Source organism: Gemmatimonas sp. UBA7669 (assembly GCF_002483225.1).
Taxonomy (GTDB): domain Bacteria; phylum Gemmatimonadota; class Gemmatimonadetes; order Gemmatimonadales; family Gemmatimonadaceae; genus Gemmatimonas.
The window spans coordinates 19,702-41,763 of the sequence record NZ_DLHL01000039.1 but is presented as its reverse complement, the minus strand read 5'-3'; the positions used below and the strand labels follow the sequence as shown (position 1 = coordinate 41,763).

The 22,062-nt window shown below is 64.7% G+C and carries 18 protein-coding genes; 5 read left to right on the top strand and 13 right to left on the bottom strand.

Annotation, left to right across the window (positions count from 1 at the left end):
- The first annotated feature begins 1 nt into the window (after position 1).
- The 3 genes from B2747_RS10815 (at position 2) to B2747_RS10805 (ending at position 2,490) form a co-directional block, all read left to right on the top strand.
- Positions 2-496: a hypothetical protein gene (locus tag B2747_RS10815; RefSeq protein ID WP_291160358.1), complete on the top strand. Its 495-nt coding sequence runs from the start codon at positions 2-4 to the stop codon at positions 494-496.
- A 41-nt stretch (positions 497-537) separates the two neighbouring features.
- Positions 538-1,095, top strand: a complete 558-nt coding sequence (locus B2747_RS10810) for a ubiquinol-cytochrome c reductase iron-sulfur subunit (protein ID WP_291160355.1) — start codon at positions 538-540, stop codon at positions 1,093-1,095.
- 63 nt (positions 1,096-1,158) lie between these two features.
- A complete protein-coding gene (locus B2747_RS10805; RefSeq protein WP_291160352.1) occupies positions 1,159-2,490 on the top strand; it encodes a M20/M25/M40 family metallo-hydrolase in 1,332 nt (443 codons plus the stop codon).
- On the opposite strand, the gene B2747_RS10800 is transcribed toward B2747_RS10805, so the two are convergent.
- The 4 genes from B2747_RS10800 to B2747_RS10785 form a co-directional block, all read right to left on the bottom strand.
- A complete protein-coding gene (locus B2747_RS10800) occupies positions 2,477-3,475 on the bottom strand; it encodes a glutamate--tRNA ligase family protein (RefSeq protein ID WP_291160349.1) in 999 nt (332 codons plus the stop codon). The genes B2747_RS10805 and B2747_RS10800 overlap by 14 nt on opposite strands.
- Before the next feature lie 69 nt (positions 3,476-3,544).
- Positions 3,545-4,015 (bottom strand): RrF2 family transcriptional regulator, encoded by a 471-nt coding sequence (locus tag B2747_RS10795; protein ID WP_291160346.1) that lies wholly within the window; start codon positions 4,013-4,015, stop codon positions 3,545-3,547.
- Between the two features lie 146 nt (positions 4,016-4,161).
- On the bottom strand, positions 4,162-4,635 hold the full coding sequence (gene gspG, locus B2747_RS10790) for a type II secretion system major pseudopilin GspG (protein ID WP_291160344.1): 474 nt from the start codon (positions 4,633-4,635) through the stop codon (positions 4,162-4,164).
- The gene (locus tag B2747_RS10785; protein ID WP_291160341.1) at positions 4,625-5,233 is read right to left on the bottom strand and encodes a hypothetical protein; all 609 of its coding nucleotides are present in this window, start codon (positions 5,231-5,233) and stop codon (positions 4,625-4,627) included. The genes gspG and B2747_RS10785 overlap by 11 nt, the downstream gene beginning before the upstream one ends.
- 364 nt (positions 5,234-5,597) lie before the next feature.
- Between B2747_RS10785 and B2747_RS10780 the strand changes: the two genes are divergently transcribed.
- Positions 5,598-7,985, top strand: coding sequence for a DUF5916 domain-containing protein (locus B2747_RS10780; RefSeq protein WP_291160338.1), 2,388 nt, complete (start codon positions 5,598-5,600; stop codon positions 7,983-7,985).
- On the opposite strand, the gene B2747_RS10775 is transcribed toward B2747_RS10780, so the two are convergent.
- Positions 7,964-8,302: a hypothetical protein gene (locus tag B2747_RS10775; protein ID WP_291160335.1), complete on the bottom strand. Its 339-nt coding sequence runs from the start codon at positions 8,300-8,302 to the stop codon at positions 7,964-7,966. The genes B2747_RS10780 and B2747_RS10775 overlap by 22 nt on opposite strands.
- 17 nt (positions 8,303-8,319) lie before the next feature.
- Between B2747_RS10775 and B2747_RS10770 the strand changes: the two genes are divergently transcribed.
- Positions 8,320-10,002 carry an FAD-binding dehydrogenase gene (locus tag B2747_RS10770; RefSeq protein ID WP_291160332.1) on the top strand — a complete coding sequence of 561 codons (1,683 nt, stop codon included), beginning with the start codon at positions 8,320-8,322 and terminating at the stop codon, positions 10,000-10,002.
- A 26-nt stretch (positions 10,003-10,028) separates the two neighbouring features.
- Here B2747_RS10770 and B2747_RS10765 read toward each other — a convergent pair whose 3' ends face one another.
- The 8 genes from B2747_RS10765 to B2747_RS10730 form a co-directional block, all read right to left on the bottom strand.
- On the bottom strand, positions 10,029-11,270 hold the full coding sequence (locus B2747_RS10765) for a HEAT repeat domain-containing protein (protein ID WP_291160329.1): 1,242 nt from the start codon (positions 11,268-11,270) through the stop codon (positions 10,029-10,031).
- 77 nt (positions 11,271-11,347) lie between these two features.
- Positions 11,348-11,863 carry an arsenate reductase ArsC gene (locus B2747_RS10760; protein ID WP_291160325.1) on the bottom strand — a complete coding sequence of 172 codons (516 nt, stop codon included), beginning with the start codon at positions 11,861-11,863 and terminating at the stop codon, positions 11,348-11,350.
- On the bottom strand, positions 11,860-12,336 hold the full coding sequence (gene arsN2, locus B2747_RS10755) for an arsenic resistance N-acetyltransferase ArsN2 (protein WP_291160323.1): 477 nt from the start codon (positions 12,334-12,336) through the stop codon (positions 11,860-11,862). The genes B2747_RS10760 and arsN2 overlap by 4 nt, the downstream gene beginning before the upstream one ends.
- Positions 12,333-13,286, bottom strand: coding sequence for an arsenite methyltransferase (locus B2747_RS10750; protein ID WP_291160320.1), 954 nt, complete (start codon positions 13,284-13,286; stop codon positions 12,333-12,335). The genes arsN2 and B2747_RS10750 overlap by 4 nt, the downstream gene beginning before the upstream one ends.
- A 109-nt stretch (positions 13,287-13,395) precedes the next feature.
- The gene (locus B2747_RS10745; RefSeq protein WP_291160318.1) at positions 13,396-13,734 is read right to left on the bottom strand and encodes an ArsR/SmtB family transcription factor; all 339 of its coding nucleotides are present in this window, start codon (positions 13,732-13,734) and stop codon (positions 13,396-13,398) included.
- 214 nt (positions 13,735-13,948) lie between these two features.
- A complete protein-coding gene (locus B2747_RS10740; RefSeq protein ID WP_291160315.1) occupies positions 13,949-15,391 on the bottom strand; it encodes a restriction endonuclease in 1,443 nt (480 codons plus the stop codon).
- A gap of 308 nt (positions 15,392-15,699) precedes the next feature.
- Positions 15,700-21,012: a DUF4011 domain-containing protein gene (locus tag B2747_RS10735; RefSeq protein WP_291160312.1), complete on the bottom strand. Its 5,313-nt coding sequence runs from the start codon at positions 21,010-21,012 to the stop codon at positions 15,700-15,702.
- A 651-nt stretch (positions 21,013-21,663) separates the two neighbouring features.
- Positions 21,664-22,062 (bottom strand): hypothetical protein, encoded by a 399-nt coding sequence (locus tag B2747_RS10730; RefSeq protein WP_291160309.1) that lies wholly within the window; start codon positions 22,060-22,062, stop codon positions 21,664-21,666.

The following is a 22,062-nucleotide window of genomic DNA, read 5'->3' as shown; positions in this document are numbered from 1 at the left end:
CATGCCTCCGGAGGCCTTGCTGACAGCCCTGCAGCCCTGGGCGGACCTCTATGCGCAGAGCGGATGGCTGCCACTGGTGTTCCTCACCACGCATGTGCTGTCGCTCGTAGCCGCTGCTGGTGTGGCGCTGGCCGTGGACCGACGCGTACTTCGGGTCACGACCGCGTCCGTCGACGTTGCAGCGCCCTCGACCGCCGCGTTGCTCGACGAGCTGACCGACGCGCACCCGCTGGTCATGCGGGCACTGGCCATCACGCTCCTCAGTGGCATCGCCATGGCCACAGCTGACCTCGGGACCTATGCCACGTCCCGGGTGTTCTGGAGCAAGATGGGCCTGGTGGCGCTTCTGCTCGTGAACGGTCAACTCATGCGCCGTGCCGAGCGGCAGCTTGCCGCCGAGTCCATGCGCATGGCCGCACTCCGCTCGTCGGCCCTGCGCAGTGTACTGCTCTGGGGCGGCATCATCGTGCTGGGCGTCGTGGTGTCCAACCAGTAGCGCCGCATGCCGCACCACCAACACTTCAACGACGCACGCCGGTGACCATCGAGTCTGACTCGCACGCGACGCCACACAACGCCGCAGCCTCCTCCTGCGAGGCCTGCCAGAACGTGGGTTCGCGCCGCGCATTCTTCGCGGAACTGGCCACCCTCGGGGCCGGGGCGCTCGCCGCCGCTGTAGCCGTGGGGCTCGCCAGTCCCGTGTGGAGTCCGCTCTACGCGCTGCCAAACGAAGGCCCCGCCGCCGGAGCGCCCCGTACCGTGCGCTATCCTGTGCCGGCGGGCGATTCGGTCTCCATCGACAAGCAGCACGAGGTCATTCTCTGTCGGAAGGGCGCCGAGGTCTTTGCCTTCGCGCTGTCCTGCCCGCATCAGAACACGGCGCTGCGCAGCCTGCCCCGCAACACCGGCTTCCAGTGCCCCAGGCACAAGTCCAAATATGCCGCAGATGGTGCCTTCCAGAGCGGCAAGGCCACGCGCAACATGGACCGTCTCCCGATTAGTTTGGAGGGAGCTCAGATCGTCGTCGATCCGGCCACGCTCATCAAGAGCGACACCGACCCCGCCGGATGGGCGGCGGCCCTCGTGCGCGTCTGACCACTGCGGGCACCCGTTTGGGCCATCCCGCCTGGACGGTCTCCCACTTCCTGCCTGCTGCCGATGCGAACGCCCCGTCTTTCCGCGACCACCGGTCTTGTGCTGCTCACCGCGGCCGCCACCACGCTGACCACCGGCCCGCTCCTGGCCCAGACGGCGCGGACGCCCCGCAGCGCGGCCCAGGCCAAGCCCACGGCCCTCGAAAGTGGCGTGGACAGGCTCGCGGCCTCGCCGGCTGTCGTGGCGGCCATGCAGGCCATTCAGAAGGACAATGCCTGGACCCTCGATCAGCAGGCGTCCATCTGCGAAATCCCGGCGCCGCCGTTCAAGGAAACGCAGCGCGCCGCAGCCTACGCGCAGCGTCTCCGGCAGCTGGGTGTGCAGAACGTGCGCACCGACAGCGAGGGCAATGTCATCGGCGAAATTCGCGGCAACCGCCCTGGCCCCACCCTGCTCTTGGCCGGACACCTCGACACCGTGTTCCCCGAGGGCACCGATGTCAGTGTCAAGCGTGAGGGTACGAAGCTCATCGGCCCCGGCATTGGTGATGACTGCCGCGGACTCGCGGTGGTGCTGGTCGTGGCCAAACAGATCATCGCCCAGAAGATTCCCTTCAACGGCCGCCTCCTCGTGGTGGGCAATGTGGGCGAGGAAGGCCCGGGCAACCTGCGCGGCGTGCGCGCGCTGTTCAACAAGACGCTCAAGGACTCCATCGATCTCTTCATCTCGGTGGATGGCACCGGCATCGGCATCACCAACGGTGGCGTGGGGAGCAATCGCTACCGCGTGCACTACAAGGGCCCGGGCGGTCACAGCTACGGCGCCTTCGGCATGCCCAACCCCATTCACGCCATGGGCCGTGCCATCGCGAAGATTGCCGACCTCGAGGCCAGCACCAAGCCCAAGGTCACCTTCAACGTCGGCATCGTCACCGGCGGCACCTCGGTCAACTCCATTCCGTTCGAAGCGGCCATGGACATCGATCTGCGCAGCGAGTCCGCTGCGGCACTGGCCGAGATCGACGCCCGTTTGCAGAAGACCCTGCGCGACGCCCTCGCCGAGGAAAAGGCCCGCTGGCCCAACAGCAAGGCGGCCCTCTCGCTGGTCATCGACACCATTGGCATCCGCCCCGCCGGCACGACGCCCGACAGCACCTTCATCGTGCGCGCCGCGCTGGCGTCGGCGCGCAGCATGAACCTGTACGCGCCGCTCACCACCTCCAGCACCGACGCCAATGTGCCCATGAACCTGGGCATCCCGGCCGTCACGCTCGACGGCGGCGGTGTGGGCCGCGGGGCGCACTCACTCGACGAGAGCTACGACGACCGCACGGATGGTTACAAGGGACCGCAGTGGGTGCTGCTGGTGACGCTCTCGCTGCTCACGCAGCGCTGATGTCGTGGTCACCGCTTGCCGCAAACAAGTCCGCCACCGCGTGCGCCGGCAGTGCGCGCGCGGTGTCGAGCATCCCGGCGCGGTAGGCCGCCTCACCAATCAGTCGTTCAGCGCTCCACCCCGCGGCGCGCAATTCACGCAAGGACGTGTCCCGGTTGGCCTTGCTCAACTTGCTGCCGTCCGCGTGGGTAATCAGTGCATGATGTAGCGTCAGCGGCGGCGTGTCCCGCCCAAGCAGTGCGGCCAGCGCCCACTGGCGCCCCGTGCTGCCCAGCAGGTCCTCGCCACGAATGACCACGTCGATGTCATGCGCCATGTCGTCCACGACCACGGCAAACTGATACGTCCACTGCGCGTGCCGGTCACGCACCAGCAGGTCGCCGCACTGCTGCGCGGGGTGCTGCGTCACCACGCCAAGGCGAAGGTCCTCGAAGGTCACCGCTACATCCGGCAGTCGCACGCGACGCGCAAAATGCGCGAGCGGATCCACCGCGGCCTCCCGGCAGGTACCCGGGTAGCGCGCCTCTTCGCCCGGTGCACGGGGCACCAGTTGTGCGATGTCTCGGCGTGTGCACGCACAGGCATACACGAGGCCGCGCGCTGACAGTGACTCAAGTGCCGCCGCATAGCGCGGCTCCTGGTCGGACTGCCGCGCCGGGTGCGCCGTCTCCGCACCCGCCACGTCCGGACGAAAAGACGACACCGGGTACACATCCGGAGCAAAGCCCAGCCACTCGAGATCGTCCAGCAGCGCCGCTTCGAACTCGGGACGACAGCGCGTGCGATCGTGATCTTCAATGCGCAGCAACACGTCGCCGCCATGCGCCCGCGCCAGGCCCCATACGCAGACGGCATTCACCAGGTGACCCAGGTGCAGGTAGCCCGTGGGCGCCGGCGCAAAACGTGTCCGCCACACGCGCGACGGCCGATCCGAATGAAGTCGCGAATGCAGCGCCGCCATCAACGGCGAGCCAGCGTGAGGCATGCCAGACATGCCTCACGCTAGCCTCAGGCCCGTCCGGGTTCAATCGGCGCGGTGGGTGCCGCCCCTGTCTCAGGTGTGAATGGCACGAAACGGCGTCTCGCGCGAAGACAGCGCGCTTGGCACAAAACGCGCCGCCTCGCCAGTGTCCTCGAGCAACTGCGCAATGGTCGTCTGCTCGAAGCGCATCGCCGCGTGCCCCACAATGGCCTTCCAGCGATCGTGGACCGCGCAGGGATTGTTCGAGTCGCAGGCCGTGTCGCGCAGCAGACAGGCCGGCGCGCGCGAGTGATCATCGAAGGGCCCGATGATGCGCGCCAATGTCAACTGATCGGGCGGTATGGCCAGCGTGAAACCACCGGCCGCGCCACGCGCGCTGTGCACCACACCCGCCTTGGCCAGCGCGTTCAGCGTCTTGGCCAGGTAGTTGCGCGGCGCGCCCAGCTCCGCGGCGATCGTGTCGGCCGACAAGGCCTTGTGTCCGTCGTAGCGTGCCAGAAGCAGCACGGCTCGTACGGCATGTTCAGCAGTGGCGGATAGCATGGTGACCTCAAGGTGTGTTCGCCGTTTCCCGCATCATCTGCTGAGATTCGTCGAACCCGGGCCCCCGGAAAGTCGGGGAAGCACGCCACTTTTCCGACGCCGCCCTGACATTTGTTGTCAGGGAAACACCGACACCCTTGGCGCGGCTACTTCCAGCTCAGGATGTCCGCGTCGGGCCCAGTGCCACCCGGTCGCCCATCCGCACCGTACGACACGAGGTCAAATGCGGTCGGATTCTCGCGCCCCGGCGACACGTACACATACGGGCGACCCCACGGGTCATCAGGCACGGCCTTTCGCAGATACGGCTCGCGCCAGTTCGCCGGGGGATCAATGGTCGGCCGCTCGCGCAACGCCGCCAGACCCTGCGCCGTCGAGGGATAGCGTCCATTGTCCAACCGGTACGTGTCGAGCGCGGTGATCAGGCTCTCGATCTGGGCCTTGGCGGCGGCCACCCGCGCGTCGTCCACATTGCGAAACAGATTGGGCGCCACCAGCGCGGCCAGCACCGCAATCACCACAATGACGACGAGCACCTCGAGGAGCGTGAAGCCCCATGGCCGCGCACGATCGGTCAGCCGAACGGCCCGCTGCTCAGCGGCGACCTGCTCAGTCGCCACGCGTACGCAGACTGTCCGTTTCGAAGTGCCGCGGGTCCACCCAACCGCTGACTTCCGTGGAACGGATCTGTCGCCAGCCCGCGCGATCGGTGCCCATCATGGCGCGCGAGGCCGGCTTGATGACCCCAACCACTTCGCCACCACGACTCGCATCCGAGCGCACATTCACCCAGGTCCGGGCCACGACCGGCGTCCATTGCACACTGTCACTGCGTACGACGAGATCAAGGGCGCCGTCGGCAACCGCCGTGACCGCAGAGTCCATCACCACCGCAGTCGACGCGAGCTCGGCTGACGCCAACTGGGTGCCTTCCACGCCTGACGGCGCCGCCGAAGCGGTGTTCGTTGTGGGCATGGTCTCAGCCACCAGCCGCGCACGCTCGAGCGCATTGGCCGCACGATCCTGCTGCACGTCGCGCTGCACATCCCGCACAATCGCGCCGCCAAAATCCCGCACGGCGGGCCCGAAGGTCCACACCGCCGTTCCAGTTCCTGCGGCCAGCAAGAGCGCCGCCGCGCTGCGCCACACCTGCTTCGGAATTTGCAGACCACGTCCACGCTCACCACACCAGTGACAGAGACTGTCGTGGCGGTGCATGATTCCGCAGCCACGACACTTCACCAGTTTGACGCGTTCACCGCGTGCATCATGCACGTTGAACGGCTGCGCACACCGCGGGCATTGTGATGCCGCGATGAGCGCTTTCGATCCGCAAGCGGTACAACGTAGATAGGCCATGTGTACGCGGCCGGTGGGCGTGAGAAAGGACCCGCATGTCCGTGACGCATGGCGGGCCATGCAGGTAACGTGATGACATGCAGCACTTTGCGCTACGTGACTGCAAGCAAACCCTGAAGCTGAGACCCACCCGTGACTCCGGCGCGACTGCCGGTGAAACTCAGCGGGGCGCAGCGCCGTCGCGTACATCGGCGTAGCGCTCACCCCCACCCTCCCCCACCCCGTGGCCACTCCCCTGCTCCTGGCGGCCCTTCTGGCCGTCAGCACCACTGCCCCGAGGCCCGACCCTGCCCCGCGCGGCCCCGTTTATGACGGCAGACGCGGCCAGGTCCGAGTCGAGCCGCCGCGCGCCCAGTCGGACCTCACGGTGGACGGACAGCTCACCGAAGCGGTGTGGCAGAACGCCGCCCTGCTCACGGGCTTCTCGCAGTTTTTTCCCAATGACGGGGTCGCCGCGCAGGACAGCACCGAAATCCTCGTCTGGTACAGCGCCACCGCGCTGCACATCGGCGTGCGGGCCCACGCCGCACCGGGCACCGTGCGCGCCACGCTGGCCGACCGCGATCGCATCACCCAGGACGACAACATCCAGTTCTTCCTCGGCACGTACAACGACAGCCGACAGGCCATGGTGTTTTCCGTCAATCCGTTTGGCATTCAGAGCGACGGCGTCCTCACCGAAACCGGCGCGGCCACGGGTGGCGGGTTTGCCAGCTCGACCACCCGCGCGCGCGAAGCCGTGGACCTCGCGCCCGACTACGTCTGGCAGTCGCGCGGCCGGCTCACGGAGACCGGCTACGAAGTCGAAATCGCCATTCCCTTCAAGAGCCTGCGCTATCGCACCGGCGACGTGCAGACCTGGCAGCTCAACGTCGTGCGCACCGTGCAGGCCACCGGACACGAGCAGACGTGGACGCCAACCCGCCGCGCCAGCGCGAGCTTTCTCGCCCAGAGCGGCCAGCTCAGCGGCCTGCGCGAGTTGCAGCGCGGCCTCACGGTGGACCTCATCCCCACGATCACCTCGAGTGCGGTGGGCAGCCCCCGGACAGGCAGCACGGGCGCATCCAATACCTGGCAGTACGACGCCAGTCGCCCCGATATCGGCGGCAGTGCGCGCTGGGGCATCACCAGCAACCTGACGCTCTCCGGCACCGCCAATCCCGATTTTTCGCAGGTCGAAGCCGACGCGACGCAGTTCTCCGTCGACCCGCGTGTGGCCGTCTTCTTCCCCGAGCGACGTCCGTTCTTCCTCGAGAGTCAGGAGCAGTTCACCACGCCCAATCGCCTGATCTACACGCGCCGCATTTCGCAGCCCGCCTTTGCCAGCAAACTCACGGGCAAACATCAGGGCTTTGACATTGGCGTGCTGTCGGCGGTCGACAGTCGCGACGCATCGTTCGATGGACGCACCTCGCCGCTCTACAACATCGTGCGCCTGCAGCGCGACCTCGGCAAACAGAGCCGACTGGGCATGGTGTACACCGACAAGCAGGACGGCAACACCTACAATCGGGTGCTCGGCCTCGACGGGCGACTCGTTCGCGGCGTGTACAGTGTGCAGGGTCAGGTGGCGCGCAGCTTCACCGGCACCGGCACCACGTCGGACGCCGCGCCACTCTGGGACTTTTCCGCGGTGCGCAACGGGCGGGCGTTTTATGCGCGCTACGTGCTCAACGGCATCTCCGACGACTTCGATGCGCAGAGTGGCTTCATTGCCCGCCCCGGTATTGCCAACCTGTCGGCCACGCATCGCTGGAATTTCTTCGGCAAGCCGGGCGCTCTGGTCGAGGTGTTCAGCCCCGAAGTGTTCACGTTCGGACGCTACCGCTACAACGACTTCGTGAACCGGCGTCCGGCGCAGGACGCGCAGCTGCATCTGCGCACCAATACCCGACTGCGTGGTGGCTGGCAGGTGGGCATGCAATTCCTGCGTGAAGAGTTCGGATACGACCAGGGGCTGTACGCCAACTATCGACTGCTCGAGCCCAATGCCGCCGGTGGTGTGGACACCGTGGCGTACCGCGGCACGCCGCGTCTGCCCAACTTCGATTGGGTGGTGAGTGTCGGCACCCCCGAATTCCGCCGCTTCAGTCTCAGCAGCGTGGCCGTCTGGGGACAGGACGAGAACTTCCAGGAATGGAGCTCGGCCGACATTCTCATCCTCAATCAAACGCTGGCCCTGCGCCCAACCGAGCAGCTGCGCGTCTCGGGCACCTGGGCCTACGAGCGCTTCAATCGCAAGGATGGCAGCACCGTGCTGCTGCGCAACACGCCACGCGTACGCGCCGAGTATCAGCTGACGCGGCAGATCTTTGTGCGCGTCATCGGCGAGCATTCGCGCGTCACGCAGGACTCGCTGCGTGATGACTCGCGCACCGAACGGCCCATCTATCTCGAGCAGGCCGACGGGTCGCTGGTGCGCGCCGCGGCTTTCGAACGCACGCGTGCCCGACTCGACGTGCTCTTCTCCTATCTGCCTACCCCCGGCACGGTGGTGTACCTGGGTTACGGCGACGCCCTGCGCGCGGATACGCCCGGCGGCTCACGAGGCCTGCGGCGCAGCAGCGACGTGTTCTTCGCGAAACTGAGTTATCTGTTCCGGCTGCAATAGCGGCGCAGCACTTCCTCTGCCGCCGGCAGATAGGCCTCGACCGGCGGCAGCCCCCCATCCAGCAGCGGGCCCGTGTCCCGCAGCGCCCGCGCGACCGCGTAACGCAGCGCCGCCACATCGCGGTGGCCGGTCACGCAGTCGGCAAGCAGGTCCACCAGGAACTCTGCCAGCTCCTCGGGCGTGGGATCCTGCACCGCCCGCCACCCAATCGCTGCCAGCGCCTCCGCCATGGGCGGGGATGCACCGCCTCCGCCGGTCCGGGTGTCCTGCTCAAAGCAACTCCGCAGCGCGGCCAGGGTCAGCACGGGTGACGACATGCGTGCAACTTACTGCCATGACGCCCGCATCCCAGCACGACACGCCGCCTGGTGCCGACATCGTGGTTGTTGGCGCCGGCCTCGCGGGACTGGTGGCTGCCGCAGAAGCGGCAGACCGTGGCGCTCGCGTCCTCCTGCTTGATCAGGAAGGCGAGCAGAACCTCGGCGGGCAGGCCTTCTGGTCGCTGGGCGGCCTCTTTTTCGTCAACTCCCCCGAGCAGCGACGCCTCGGTATTCGCGACTCGGAGTCGTTGGCGCTTGCGGACTGGTTGAACACGGCCGGTTTCGATCGCGCGGAGGACGCGTGGCCGCGCCGATGGGCCGAGGCCTATGTGCACTTTGCCGCGACGGAAAAGCGGGCGTGGTTGCATGCGCAGGGGATGCGCTGGTTTCCCGTCGTGGGGTGGGCAGAGCGTGGGGGAGGCAGCGCGGTGCAGGCCGGCAACAGCGTGCCACGATTCCATCTCACCTGGGGCACCGGTCCCGGTGTCATGGCGCCGTTCGAGCGCCGCGTGCGTGCACACATGGCTACCGGGCGCATCGTGGCCCGCTTCCGCCATCGCGTGCAAACACTCGACATCACGAACGGCGTGATCACCGGTGTGCATGGCCAGGTGCTCGCCGCCTCACACGATGCGCGTGGTGTCGCCAGTTCGCGTGAGGTGGTGGGCGACTTTCACTTTCGCGCCGCCGCGGTCGTCGTCACCAGTGGGGGCATTGGTGGCAATCATGATCTTGTCCGTCAGCACTGGCCCGTGCAGCGCCTTGGTGAGGCACCGGCGCACCTGCTCTGTGGTGTCCCGGCGTACGTGGACGGGTTGCTGCAGCAGAGGGTCCATGCACAGGGCGCGCGACTCATCAATCCCGATCGCATGTGGCACTACACCGAAGGCCTGCACAACTGGAATCCCATCTGGCCGAATCACGCCATCCGCATCATTCCGGGTCCGAGCAGTCTGTGGCTCGATCCCGACGGGCACCGTTTGCCCTTTCCGCATGTGCCCGGTGTGGACAGTCTCGCCACCCTGCAGCACATCACCCGCAACGGCTTTCCCTACACCTGGTTCCTGCTCAACCGGCACATCATCAAGCGCGAGTTTGCGCTCTCGGGCAGCGAGCAGAATCCCGACCTCACTGGCAAGGACCTCGCGCTTACGCTCAAGCGACTCGGCAAGCGCGTGCAGGCGCCGGTGCAAGCCTTCATGGACCGCGGGCAGGACTTCGTGGTGCGCAATTCGCTGCCGGAGTTGGTGGACGGAATGAACACGTTGGTGGGCAACACGCGGCTCAACGCGGAGCATCTGCGCCGCGAAGTGGAGGCGCGCGACACGCAGCTGCAGCATCAGGGCGGCAAGGATCCGCAGCTCGCCCTCATTCACGCCGCGCGGCGGTACTTCAGTGAGCGCGTCATGCGCATTGCCACACCTGCCCCGTTGCTCGACCCGCGTCATGGTCCGCTCATTGCCGTCAGGCTCAGCGTCCTCACGCGCAAGTCATTGGGTGGGCTGGCCACCGATCTCGATGGCCGCGTGCTCGACCAGCACAATCACCCCATGCCCGGTCTCTACGCGGCGGGCGAGGTGGCGGGTTTTGGCGGTGGCGGCATGCACGGATACCGCGCGCTCGAAGGCACCTTTCTCGGGGGCTGTCTGTTCAGCGGGCGCAGCGCGGGCCGCGCGGCCGCGACCGCCATTCGCTGACCGCCGTTCGCTGACCGCGCGAGACGTCAGGCCAGCGAAATGGAGTGTGAGGCCTCAATGGCCTTGGCGCGCCGACGGATTTCTTCGTTGCCGCTGTCGGCCAGACGGCGCAGTACTGGCAGGGCAAGCCGCGGTGCCCGATGCGCCAACGCCTCCGCGAGATCGCACGCGAGCACTGGTACGTCGCCCCGATCGGTGAGACGCGCCGCCGCACGCTGAATGGATTGCGTGGTGGCGCACTGCGGCATGCGCTGCACGATGACCACCAGTTCGCGCAGCACGTCCACATCACGCTCCTGCAGCAGGGCGTCCGCCAGCAGCGGACAGGGCTCCTGCGGCGCGCGGGCGGAGCGACGCAGCGCGCGCCACGCCACACGGCGCACCTCGGGGGAGCGATCCGTGACAGCGAGTCGCACGCCTTCGATGGCGGTACCCGTCTCCAACACCCCAAGCGCCCGGGTGGCCGCCACGCGCACCCGCGAGTCCGCATGCACAATGCAGCGCAGCAGCGGCTGGTCCGCCGATTCCACCCCCATCGCGCCCAGCAGCGCGGCGGCATTGCGCACCACATACCAGGCCGGATGTGAAAGCGCGGAAAAGAGGAAGGTGGGATCGGGGTGCAGGGCCACGATGGCATCGAAGTAGCGACGACGCTCCACACTGGCCCGCGCCTCGCTCAGCACGCCGAAGAGCACCACGGCCGCCGCATCCGGTGAGCGCCGCAGCAGACGACCCGCCGGATCATCGGGGCCGGCCAGCGCGCCGCGTCCTACCGCCAGCGCTGCCGCACGCAGCGCGTTGGGCGATGGCTCATCGAAGGATTCGTCCAGGCCCTCCGCCTCGGCGCTGGAGAACTCGACGCGTACATGCCATACGCCATGCTCCGCCCACAGCTGATCGAAGGCCACGCCCTGCTGACCCTGCGGACTGGCCAGCAAGGCCACGAATTGCAGCAGGGCGCGCGGTGGCGTCTCCGGAGAAACCTGCACCAGACGCAGATCGTGCTCCGTCATGCCGCGATACAGGGCCGCCAGCATGCCCATGTCCAGACGCTGTTCATTGAGCGACAACCCGTCGGCATCTCGCGCGATCGTAACCGTGCCCTGCTGCAGCAACGACGTCGTGCGCGCCAGCGACAGCGCGAGATCGCTGCCGCTGGCGTGGTGGTTGAGCGCGTGCAGCAGTTGCGCGATGCCCTCGGCCGCCCTGAGGGCGACCTCGAATGAGGCTTCGGTGTCTGCCGATCGTGGTGTGGTGTCGTTGGACATACGGGGTTTGATGGATCGTCCTCTGGTATCGACGACCCACCGCCCGTTTCTTAACGTATCCCATTCAGCCTACCGCGTTAAGAATATCCCTCGGATTCACAGGCCGCACTGTGAATTTGCGTTGCACTCGTGGTCCTATCTTCGTCTGACATGGACTCGAGCGGGAGAGCCAACAGCGCATCGACTCGTCGGCTCAGCGCCTCGTACGTTTTGCGAAAGGCGTGGCGCGCGGCCTCCGGCGTCGCTTCGTCGGCGGGATCCGGCAAGCCCCAATGGACCTGCGCCTTGGCCCCGGGAAAGAACGGGCAGGCGTCGCGCGCGTTGTCACAGACCGTGATCACCAGATCAAAGTGCTGCCCCGCCACCTCGTCGATGGTCTTGGGCACCCGACCCTCCCACGCGATGCCTTCGGCGGCCAGAACTTCAACGGCGTAGGGATTCACCCGTGGTGCGGGGCGTGAACCCGCACTTTCCGCTTCCACCAGGCCGGCCGCGCGCGAGGCCCCACGCACGGCCAGCAGGGCCTCGCCAATCTGACTGCGGGCCGAGTTGCCGGTGCACAGCACCAGCACGCGAAACGCCGACTTCGTCATGCCGTTCCCTGCAAGGTTTTGCGCATGGTCACCGCGGACGCGGGACAGGCGCTGGTGAATTCCACCGTGGCGGCCACCTCGGCCGGCACTTCATCACGCGAGACCCGCGTGAAGCCGAAGCGCGGAAAGTAGTGTTCTGCGGTCATCGTGAGCAGATACAGCGCCGCGATGCCACGCGACTCGGCTTGCGCGACGGCACGCGCCACGAGCTCGTGACCGAGTCCGCGCTTTTGCCAGTCGCCGCGCACGGCCACCGATCGCAGCAGGGCGTGCGCGCAGCACTCCTCCACGCCAGCCACGGCCACGATATCCTGTACGTGCTCGGCCAACAGGAACTGCGAGGGATTGGCTGCGAACATCTCCGGCACACCGGCCAGCGGCAGGGCGTGCGACGTGAGCAGCGCTTCCACCGCCGGCTGGTCTTCCGCGCGAGCTGCGCGGAAGACGGGTGTGGCAGACGCGGCGGCCGTCACGGGCAGCACTCCGGTCCGCAGCAGGCGGCCGCTTCGGCATTGGTGGCCTGCGGCAACATCGTCGCCGACTTGTCGGGCGTTGCAGCACTCGGCTTGGTGGCGCGCACGAAGGCCGCCATCACCTTGCCGTCCAGCGCCGTGAGCTGCGCCTCGAGGTCGCCGCCGGCATCCTGCAGAAAAGCGCGCGCGTCTTCCGCGCGATAGATGCGCGTGGGTTCAATGGACACGTCGGTGAAGCCACGTTCGCGCAGCAGCTGCGCAAACTCCGCCTCTTCCAGCGCACCGGCCACACAGCCCACCCAGAGTTCCGCCGAACGACGCAGCGCGGGAGGCAGCGCCTCGCGCAGCACCACGTCACTCACGGCAAAACGACCGCCCGGCTTGAGCACACGGAAGGCCTCGGCCAGCACCTGCGACTTGTCGCCCGACAGATTGATGACGCAGTTGGAAATGATCACATCGACCGACGCGGAAGGCAGCGGAATTTCTTCGATGCGACCTCGCAGAAACTCCACGTTCTGCACGCCCGCCTCGGCCGCGTTGCGCCGCGCGAGTTCGAGCATGTCATCCGTCATGTCGAGCCCATAGGCCTTGCCGGTGGGACCGACGCGACGGGCGGAGAGCAGCACATCAATGCCACCGCCCGACCCCAGATCCAGCACCACCTCGCCCTCGCGCAGCTCGGCGAGCGCGGTGGGATTGCCGCAACCCAGAGAAGCCAGCACGGCGGCGTTGGGCAGTTCGTCCGTTTCGCCGCTCACATACAGGTTGGACGTGATGGGATCGACGGTGCCGTTGAAGGCATCACCGCCGCAGCAGGAATTCACCGGGCCACAGCAGCTGGCCGCAGCGGGTTCCGACACGTTGAGTACGCGGCGCGCGGCCTCGCCGTACTTTTCGCGCACAACGCTCGCAATGTCGGTCGTGATATCGGGGATGGTGCTGGACATGGGGTGACCTCGTGGGGAGTTGGGTGGTGGTTCCAGCAAGAAATCTTGATACGTTGAGTCCGAGAAAGGCGCCCGAGGGCGCCGGTACCGCGAAGCGTATGAAGCCTGCTCAGCCACAGCAGCGTCCGAAGACCTTGAGGGCGCGCTTTGGCGTGCTGGCTTCGGTGCCCAGATGGCGGATGAGGTCATGCACTTCCTCGAGCGCCTCGGCATTGATGCGATAGTACGACCAGCGTCCTTCCTTGCGGTCGCTCACGAGGCCGGCCTCGCGCAGCACCTTGAGGTGGAAGCTGAGTCGCGACTGCGCCGCGTCGAGGGCCTCCTGCAGGTCACAGACACAGCGTTCCCCGTCGCGCAGCATGTCCAGCGCGGCCAGGCGCGTCTCGTCGGAGAGCGCATGAAAGAGCTGGGCGGTGCGGGCGAGGTCGAGGGCGGTGCCGGTGGTCATGGATGACTATACATCAAGTTTTGTTGGTTAGTCAATCCCCCCACCCCACCCGCAGTCCGCCACCCTGTAGCCCATTCAGGTAAGAGTGGAGCCTAGATGGCGCTAACAACCGCGACCCACGCATCCGTTCCCGTCACGCCGAACATGAGATTATTGTGGTTCGGTTGCTTCGAGTAAGTGGTACAGCGCTTGCTCGATGTAGACACATACGTTCTCAGTTCGTGGTGTCGTCGCTCGCGTCCTCGACTGCAGCAAGATCAGACTCATCGAGTTCCAACATCTCGACGGTTTTCGTACGAACACCAATGCCATTCTCAATAAGGAGGTCGAGTAGCCTTTCGCCATCGATGAGGGTGATGGGTGCGGCCCCCGGCTCGAAGGCAGCGCCTTGAGCCCCCTTGGCGAACCCGCCGAGCGAGATGATAGTCCCTTTCACCGCCCCGAATCGGTGCAATGAGCCGCGCAACATATCGAGCACCGGACGCTGAACGTTTCCCTGTTGGCGCTTAACCTGAATCACTTCGCGAACCTCCGTGATACCCAAGGCAATGCGCCCCACCACGTCAACGCCCTTATCACCAGAGCGGGTCGTGACCTGAACATCGGTGTAATCCATTTCCTCAAGTAGACGTCCGACGAGCTGCTCGAATGCGTATGGCTCCATCGCTGCGAGCTTGTCACGTAGGGCGCTACGCACGGCATCACTCTGCGCCCGAACAAGATCCCACAAACGACGTGTCTCGTCCGGAGCGACGGTCTTTCGCTCGGCATAGGCGGACGCCTTAAGCCACACGAGACCTGGGGCCGTGATCTCGTACTTCTGCCCGACCCTAGACACATATCCTCGCCCAAGCAAGTTACGCAATCGGTGGTAGAGGAAGGACCGCGCTGTGGTCTCTGCGCGGATGCGGCTCACCCTGTGCAGGTAGTCGAACCAAGGGGTGAGTAGTGCGCCGGATGTAGCAGGCCCCTGTTCGGCTAGAATCGCCAAGAGCGCCAGTACTCCCTCCCGGTCATCGATGGCGCGGACCGTTGTACCTTCAGAGTGTTCGAGAAAGTTGCGTCCTGCTGCCGTCAAGTTGAGCTGGCCGTCGGCGCCTTCCATCAGCAGATCGTAGCCGCTGGCGAGCAGCCAGTGCCCTTGCATGTGGCGCGGGTTCACCAGCTTCCTAGTGCCCGTCCAAATGCGGAGTGCCACCTTTTGGTGTTCACCAGAGAGGCGCTCGGGTATCCAGGCGTCGGGGTCTGTCCAGTCGGCATTCTCTTCAAAGGTCCCGCGATGCTCCCAGATCGCGGCGCGGAGTCCAGTAACCTGCACCCGCGTGACACCTACCAGAACTGGTAGCACCATCCGTACGCTGGCATAGTCCGGGAAAAAGGCAATTCGTACGTCTTCGCCAGCGGGCTCGGGAGTGACAATCCGACCTTCTTGTATCCAACGGCGGAGAGCATAAGTGCTTGGGGCCACTCGAACAAAGGGGCTCGCCTCCTTCTGCTGCTGCACAGATGTGGCGAGCTGTGACTCCATCGTCGCCGCTGGTGTCTTCCCGGCAGTAACGAGCAGACCAGCGTTGAGAGCACGCTCAGTGATAACCGTCGCGGTAAGCGGCCCCCCATGTTCATCAAGCACTTGCTCAGCCGCGGCACGGAATGTCATGGGACTCATCGGAGTGGTCATGAGAATACTTGGCGGGTCCGTAAGGGCTCGAGCGATGAGGCGTACTTCCAGATTGCGTTGGAATCGACGGAGAGGAAACGCGGGCAAACTAAAGGGCAACTCGCATGATGCCCAAGTACAGCCTAGAGCGAAGATGCTGCCAACTGGCACCGCCGTCGGACCACGACCTGACTGGTCGGCATGCTGTCTGTGGCCGTGCAGAACCGTATTCCGTCTCACGAATCAAACCCATCTCTTCACATCCGTTCGGTTGGGTCTCAGCAGAAAGAAATCGTCTCGAGTGATCACTATCGGCTTCCTCTCATCTGCTCAATTCGCCGGACGAGCCTATCGGTCTGCCCCTCAGAATCCTTGAACCAGTCCGTTGACCAGATACGATGTATGGTCCACCCTAGGGACTCAAGCGGTTTCTGCCGGAGCCGGTCGCGGTCGCGAGCGCTTTTCGCGCTATGGTAAGTCGCCCCGTCGCACTCAACACCGACCAAAAAGCGCCCCGGCGCATCCGGATCCACCACAGCGAGATCGATGAAGTATCCCGCGACTCCGACCTGCGCGCGCGCCTCGTAGCCACGGTCGCGGAGTGCGGCAGCCACTGCGACCTCGAAGTCGGAGTCAGGCGCACGCCCCGTTGCGGTGCCGCGCGCCCACCAGATCTCCCCGCTCGCATAACGCAGATAGTCACGGAGCACTCTTAGGCCGCGGGGGCTGGTCGCATCGTTCACCCGCAGAGTGTTTGGATCGAAAGAGCAGAACACATCGAGACGGTGCTTCGCGCGGGTGAAGAGCACATTTAGCCGGCGCTCGCCGCCGGCCTGATTAATGGGACCAAAGTGCTGGCGAACTTGCCCCGCCTCGTTGGGTCCGAAGGTGACAGAGACTATAACTCGGTCTCGCTCGTCACCCTGTACGTTCTCAAGATTCTTGATCGCGAACGGTTCCTGCGAGCCCGCATGGCGCGCCCGGAATTCACTGAAGACGGGATCCGCCTTCTCCGCTTGTTCTACAAGGTCATCGATCAGGTTCGACTGTTCCGTGTTGAGCGTAGCGACGAGCAGTGTCCGCTCCGGCCACTCGCGAGCATGACGGCACACCGCCTCAACCACCGCCTGTGCCTCGCGTAGGTTGCGCCGCCCAGAATAACCCCCCTCAATCCGGTGAAGTATGACGCCCCGTTGCTCTTCATCGAACTCCGGCGTTGGAAAGACGATGAGGCGTTCGTGGTAAAACTCGCGGTTGGAGAACGCGATTAGGCGCGGATGCCGCGATCGATAGTGCCACCTCAGCATTCGCACCGGAAAGCAGGAGGCCGCAGCGAGCAGAATGCTCTCAGAGCGCTCGAGGACCGTTGGCCCGCCGGTGCGATGCTCGTCTGCCTGGTCTGGGAGTGTCGGACCTTCTTCACCCTCCGGGTCTTCCGCGTCCTCTGGAAACTCGTCGTCGCCGCCTTCGTCCATTCGGTCGAAGAACCGGGTCGGACCTAGCTGCATCGGATCGCCTACGATAAGCACCTGCCGCCCTCGCGCGATGGCACCGAGTGCGTCTTCTGGGCGCATCTGCGATGCCTCATCCATTACGATGAGGTCGAACTCGAATTCACCGGGCGGGAGGTACTGTGCAACCGCCTGCGGGCCCATTAGGAAGCAGGGTTTGAGAGACTGGATGGCCTTCCCAGCTCTCTTAAACAACTCGCGGATTGCGAGGTGGCGCCGCTGCAGACCCGCTTGATGGCGAATCAGCGGCTCTCCGGTCATGTCGGCAACACGCGGCCCAGTGGATCCGCCGATCGAAGGCGTGCGGGCCAGCTGTGCCGCAATGGCCTGGCGCATCAAGACCTCGCGTTCAGCGTCGAGCCGGGCGAAGCGCTCACGAACCTCGGTGTGCACCCCGCTGTCGAACGCGTCGAGGACACTCACCTGACCTAGCGCCGCCTCCGCCAAATTTCGCAAGAAGGCAGCCTCGTACGCGTCGCTTGCGTTCTCCCGGCCCAGCCGCTCGGCCTCAACCAGAGTCACAATCTCACCAAGCCCCTCAGAGATGGACCTTGCTCGTGAGCGCCTATAGACCGCCCACGGATAGAGTGCCCGGTCACGCCTGAGGGCCTTATCGAGTCGCCGTTTCAAAAGGTCGAGAGGGGCAAAGTCGAGACTAGTGACAGACGGTAAAACTTCATCTGGCTCCCGGTCGACAGAAGCGATCCACTCGCTGACGTCTAGAGCACCACGGGTGAGTAACGGCGCGACCTCGGACCGACAACGCGCAACTCCGGCGGAAAGGCGGGACGCATGCACTACCAGCGCTTCGACGCGAGCCGGAGCGTTAGGACCGAGTAGCCAGCGCTCGATAATCGCTGGGAGTTGAGCCCGGCGCACCTCACCAATGTACGTGATCGCGCCTTCTAGGGGGGCTACGTTCGTCTCAGCGCCAGCAACACTCACATGCAGACGAGTGAGCACAGCTGTACACGACTCAACCACATCATCGGCCGCCCATGCCTCCTTCAGGCGGGAGAAGCGCTCTGAAAGCGCCGAAAGAGTGATGGAGTCGCCGGCTCCCGCCGATGCGGCCACCGACAGAAATGCGTTGCACCGAGCGTGTAGGTCGGAAAGCAACTGTATCAGGTCTTGGATCGAGCAACGGGACATACTTTCGGGTGACTGCCGAAGAGCACTTGCGCATTCACCCAACATGTTCGACAATCGAAGAGCGACCTCCCAGCTATCGATAAGCCTGATTGTTCGATCACATGTCTCTTGCCACTGCACCGCCGTCGCGCTAGTCACAAACTCCGCCAGGTCGCGCCCATTCTTCCCGAGCGATTGGACGGTAGTGCGTACCATCGTATGCCAGTCGGCGGCGGTGAGGGCGGCATCAAACGGCGAGTCTACTCCCCTTGCATGCTCGCCGAAGACGTCGCGGAGCATGGGCTCCGTGGAAAATGCTTCGACAGCATCGTGGTGGCTTACCAGCGAACGCACATCAACCAGCATCGCGTCACGGTTCGCTGCGACGCCGCCTCCCATCGTGCGATACGTCCCAAGCGCCTTCCGGTACGCTCTTGAGAATAGGAAAGGCAAGAAGCGCGGAGCGGTCGCAAGCGCGACGGCAGCTTCGCGTAGCTCGCCGATCGGTGGCCGGAAGCTCGGCGCGAAGCGCCTGTCCAGATCGGCCCTCTCCCGGCTCAGTTCGGAGGCCCGAGACTTCATCGCCTCAAGGCGAACACGAGCCTGAATCTCGCGCGCTACTCCATGAAGAAGTTCGAGGACCAGGGGCGTCAGCGTCATAGTGCCCCGGATGATCACCAACAGTGCCGCGGACGCGTCGGCAGTGAGGGGTGTCTCGCGGTCGAACAGAGCCGCCGCACGACGCGCGTCCTCTCCACCAAGCGTGCCAACGAGGATCGATAGTACGTTGTCCGCGACGGACAATTGCTCAATTAGGCCTTCTGCGTCCGTCGCAACCTTGCGGACGGCGCGTATGTTTTCGGTCGGAACGAAGCGTCGCACGACGCTGGCTAGCGAGTCTGCCACCGCATCAGCAGTGCTCCGTGGGAGATGTCCAGGCAGGCTCCACGCACCTTCCACAGCACGCCAGCGCGCGCGTGCCTCTAACACGGCGTCGACCGCCGCCCGAACCTCCGGTAGCTCGGTAGACGACAGTACGAGATGCGGGAGATCGGCTGGAACGCCGGTTAGCTTTGCGGCGAGTCCCGGTACGCGCTCCGCGATCCGAGCTAAGTCGTCCAAAGTATGGGGCACCTGCTCTCCAACAGTTCCATCAACTCTAACCGCCTCCGCCAATAGTTCCTCGATCGCGGTCTTCCAGGCGTGTGCTGCATCAAGCAGATCGCCAACGTCCGCGTGCGGAATATCCTCGTGTCTGATGCCGGCCCAAGGGTGCCTATCGAGCGCCAGACCCTCTTCGCGCACATTGCGGTAGGCACCTGCGAAGTCTTCGACAAGGTCGCGCCGAGCTTCAACCGTTTGGCGGGTAGCGTGCGTTACCTTTGAGAGTCGAAGCTCATGTACGGTAGCGAGCACATCCGGCGGGATCGTAGCTGAGAGGCGGCGCGCCCTCCAGAAGATCTCGTACGGCGTCATCTCCACTGCTCCGAAAGGCGCATGCAGTGCCTGCAACGGGAGCCCGAGCGACTCGCGAGCGTTAAGGAGACGCGAAGTAATGAGTTCGAGTTCGCGCGGCGGCGGAGGGGGCTGCTCACGCAATGTCAACCGCCGGGCGAGCTCCTCGATGAACTCGCGCTTCGCCGAAGAGTGGCTGTGCAGTGCCAGGCAGAAGTCGGTCAGGCCGGCCGCACGCAACCGAGAGAACACCACGTCGAGGGCGGCTTTCTTCTCGGCCACAAACAGTACTCGCCGCCCGTGCTTGATCGCCGCTGCAATAAGGTTGCTGATCGTTTGCGACTTTCCCGTACCCGGAGGCCCTTGCAGCACGAGGTTTACGCCGCGCTCCACATCTACGAGGGCGCTATGCTGCGAACTGTCCGCCTCAATAACCGTTGGCGGCAACGAACCAGGCCCCTCGTCCAGTCTATCGATTGGGTACTCGTTGCTCCCGCCGGCACTCGCCGCGGCACCGTCGTGGTCAATGGTACGATTGGCGCCGAGTAGCTCACGAAGCGGGTCACTGCTGAAGATTGGGCGACGCGCCGGCCATCTGGCGGGATCGAGATCCCGCCACATGAGCACTTTGCCAAAAGAAACCAGTCCGAGCGTAAGACACCGGCGCAGGCGCCAAGTCGGTTGCGCCGCTTTCAGCAGCCTCTCAGTCTGGTCAAAGTAATGTTCAAGAGACTCGTCTTCGTCCTCGAGGTCTGGGAGTACTAACCCAAAATCGAGGCGGCACTTCTCTTGAAGCGTGACGTTGGCGCTCCAGTCCTCACCCGTTCGCTCAAGTGCGTATCGGTACGTATTCGTCGCAACATCCACGTCGCGGCGCTGGAGGGCGACGGGCACCAGAACAAGTGGTGCAAGACGTGAGACACGCTCCTCGCTGCCATACCCTGACTCCGACCACTCAATGAAGCCGCAAAGCAAGTGCAGTCTGTTGGCACCAGTCTCCTCGAGAGCCGTCGTGGCTGTCCGGTGAATCTTGCGGAGTAGATCCTCCAACTCGTCTGGGAATAGCAGTGTCTGGAGCTTGGAGTCGTGGTGACTGGAGTGCTCACTGCTTACTGCCCTCGGCAGATCGTAGTCGGGATTGACACCAATCTCCTCAGCCCGCTTCAGGCGTCGCGCCTCGCGTCTTGCGTTGCTCGCGCGGCGCTCCTCGCGCGCTCGTGCGCGAGGATCCGTCGATGCCCCAAGGATCAGCTGCTCGGGTGGCTCGGCCTCACTATGTCCCCGCCCTTCACCATCTGGCTCTGATAGAGGCGCGAACGATAGGCGACCGTTGTCCACAACTCGCTTGAACACTAGCGCTGGGACCTCGTCCACAATGCGCAGTGATGAGGCCTTTGGGTGCCGATAGTTCAGCAGGGCGTTGTTGCCGGAAAGATCCAGCAGCCTTCGGCGCACCCGCTCAAGCACTGAGGCAAGCTGAGATACACTGGCGGCATCAATTGTGGCTGACGTCATGTTCGTCATGAGCGCTTAGTGATCTTAGGGCTGATCTGCGGTGCCGACATCCCTTTTTGCGACGAACCTTCACGGTTCAAGTCGTTGCGTTGAATGAAAGTGGGAATTCCCACCTCAATCGTCCTTCGCCTCGCCCGGATAGGGCCCGGAACTGCGTGTCTCCGGCCCGGAAACCCGCAGACCGGTGGCGGTCAACATCAGGTTGCCTGAGGAGCGCCTCGTACTGCCAAAGTACGTTCACTGAAACCCTCAAACCGAACGGAAATGACGATGTGCCCGGCCGCCTTCTTGCGTCCTGGAGAACGAGCCGACTTGACGGCCCGACGATCGCCTCACAATACCGCCTGTAACTGGCGGTGGATAGACCCGGGCTATTCGACGAGACTCGGATTTCGGGCCGGCGTTCGCAGTCAGAAACCGCTCCCCTTGGACCCCATTCAGGTGCGCTAGCGGGCCGCGCCACGTCGCACACGAGTCCTCCTTACTAGACAAAGTCGAAATGGATTCCGGGCCACGATCATGCGACCCTGCTTGCACTACCAGTTCCCGAGCACTAAAAAGTACGTGCCGACTTCGCGACGTTCGAGCGGTGGATGAACGAACCTAAAGCACAGAAAATACTTCAAGCTGAACGACGACAGCGCCAGATAAGCCTTGGTTTCAAACTACTCCACCCTGGGTCACAGTGAACGCTCCGGTATAACACTCCGTCCCATCCGCCAGACACCGCACGAGGAACTGACCTGATCTCCCGAACGTCAGCAAGAGCGTAGGTGCAATGTTGATCGTGCCGCTTGCTTCCGCGATAGCAAAGTGCCCTTCGCCGGTGGACGCGATAACTGAGTTGTCCTTCGCGAATAGCACTTCCACCGACAGCTGTTCGATCGATTGATCAACGTGACCGCTCAGTAAGAACGTCAGCGGTGTTGGCCTGTCGAGCCTGGGCAGCCTGATATCGACAAACGGACAAACGCCCAGAAAGCCCAGGACGATGAGCTTGCCGTTCAGCTCGGGACGCACCATGTCGCACACGATGCACGACTGGATCAGAATGCTCAC

Excerpts from the sequence above, each read along its gene's own strand:
- B2747_RS10800 (WP_291160349.1), bottom strand. The coding sequence starts at position 3,475 with ATGCCTCACGCTGGCTCGCCGTTGATGGCGGCGCTGCATTCGCGACTT.
- B2747_RS10795 (WP_291160346.1), bottom strand. The coding sequence starts at position 4,015 with ATGCTATCCGCCACTGCTGAACATGCCGTACGAGCCGTGCTGCTTCTG.
- B2747_RS10765 (WP_291160329.1), bottom strand. The coding sequence starts at position 11,270 with ATGTCCAACGACACCACACCACGATCGGCAGACACCGAAGCCTCATTC.
- B2747_RS10735 (WP_291160312.1), bottom strand. The coding sequence starts at position 21,012 with ATGACGAACATGACGTCAGCCACAATTGATGCCGCCAGTGTATCTCAG.
- B2747_RS10740 (WP_291160315.1), bottom strand. The coding sequence starts at position 15,391 with ATGACATTCCGTGCCGCGGCTGAGCAAGTGCTTGATGAACATGGGGGG.
- B2747_RS10805 (WP_291160352.1), top strand. The coding sequence starts at position 1,159 with ATGCGAACGCCCCGTCTTTCCGCGACCACCGGTCTTGTGCTGCTCACC.
- B2747_RS10770 (WP_291160332.1), top strand. The coding sequence starts at position 8,320 with ATGACGCCCGCATCCCAGCACGACACGCCGCCTGGTGCCGACATCGTG.
- B2747_RS10815 (WP_291160358.1), top strand. The coding sequence starts at position 2 with ATGCCTCCGGAGGCCTTGCTGACAGCCCTGCAGCCCTGGGCGGACCTC.
- B2747_RS10750 (WP_291160320.1), bottom strand. The coding sequence starts at position 13,286 with ATGTCCAGCACCATCCCCGATATCACGACCGACATTGCGAGCGTTGTG.
- B2747_RS10745 (WP_291160318.1), bottom strand. The coding sequence starts at position 13,734 with ATGACCACCGGCACCGCCCTCGACCTCGCCCGCACCGCCCAGCTCTTT.
- B2747_RS10785 (WP_291160341.1), bottom strand. The coding sequence starts at position 5,233 with ATGCACCGCCACGACAGTCTCTGTCACTGGTGTGGTGAGCGTGGACGT.
- B2747_RS10775 (WP_291160335.1), bottom strand. The coding sequence starts at position 8,302 with ATGTCGTCACCCGTGCTGACCCTGGCCGCGCTGCGGAGTTGCTTTGAG.
- B2747_RS10760 (WP_291160325.1), bottom strand. The coding sequence starts at position 11,863 with ATGACGAAGTCGGCGTTTCGCGTGCTGGTGCTGTGCACCGGCAACTCG.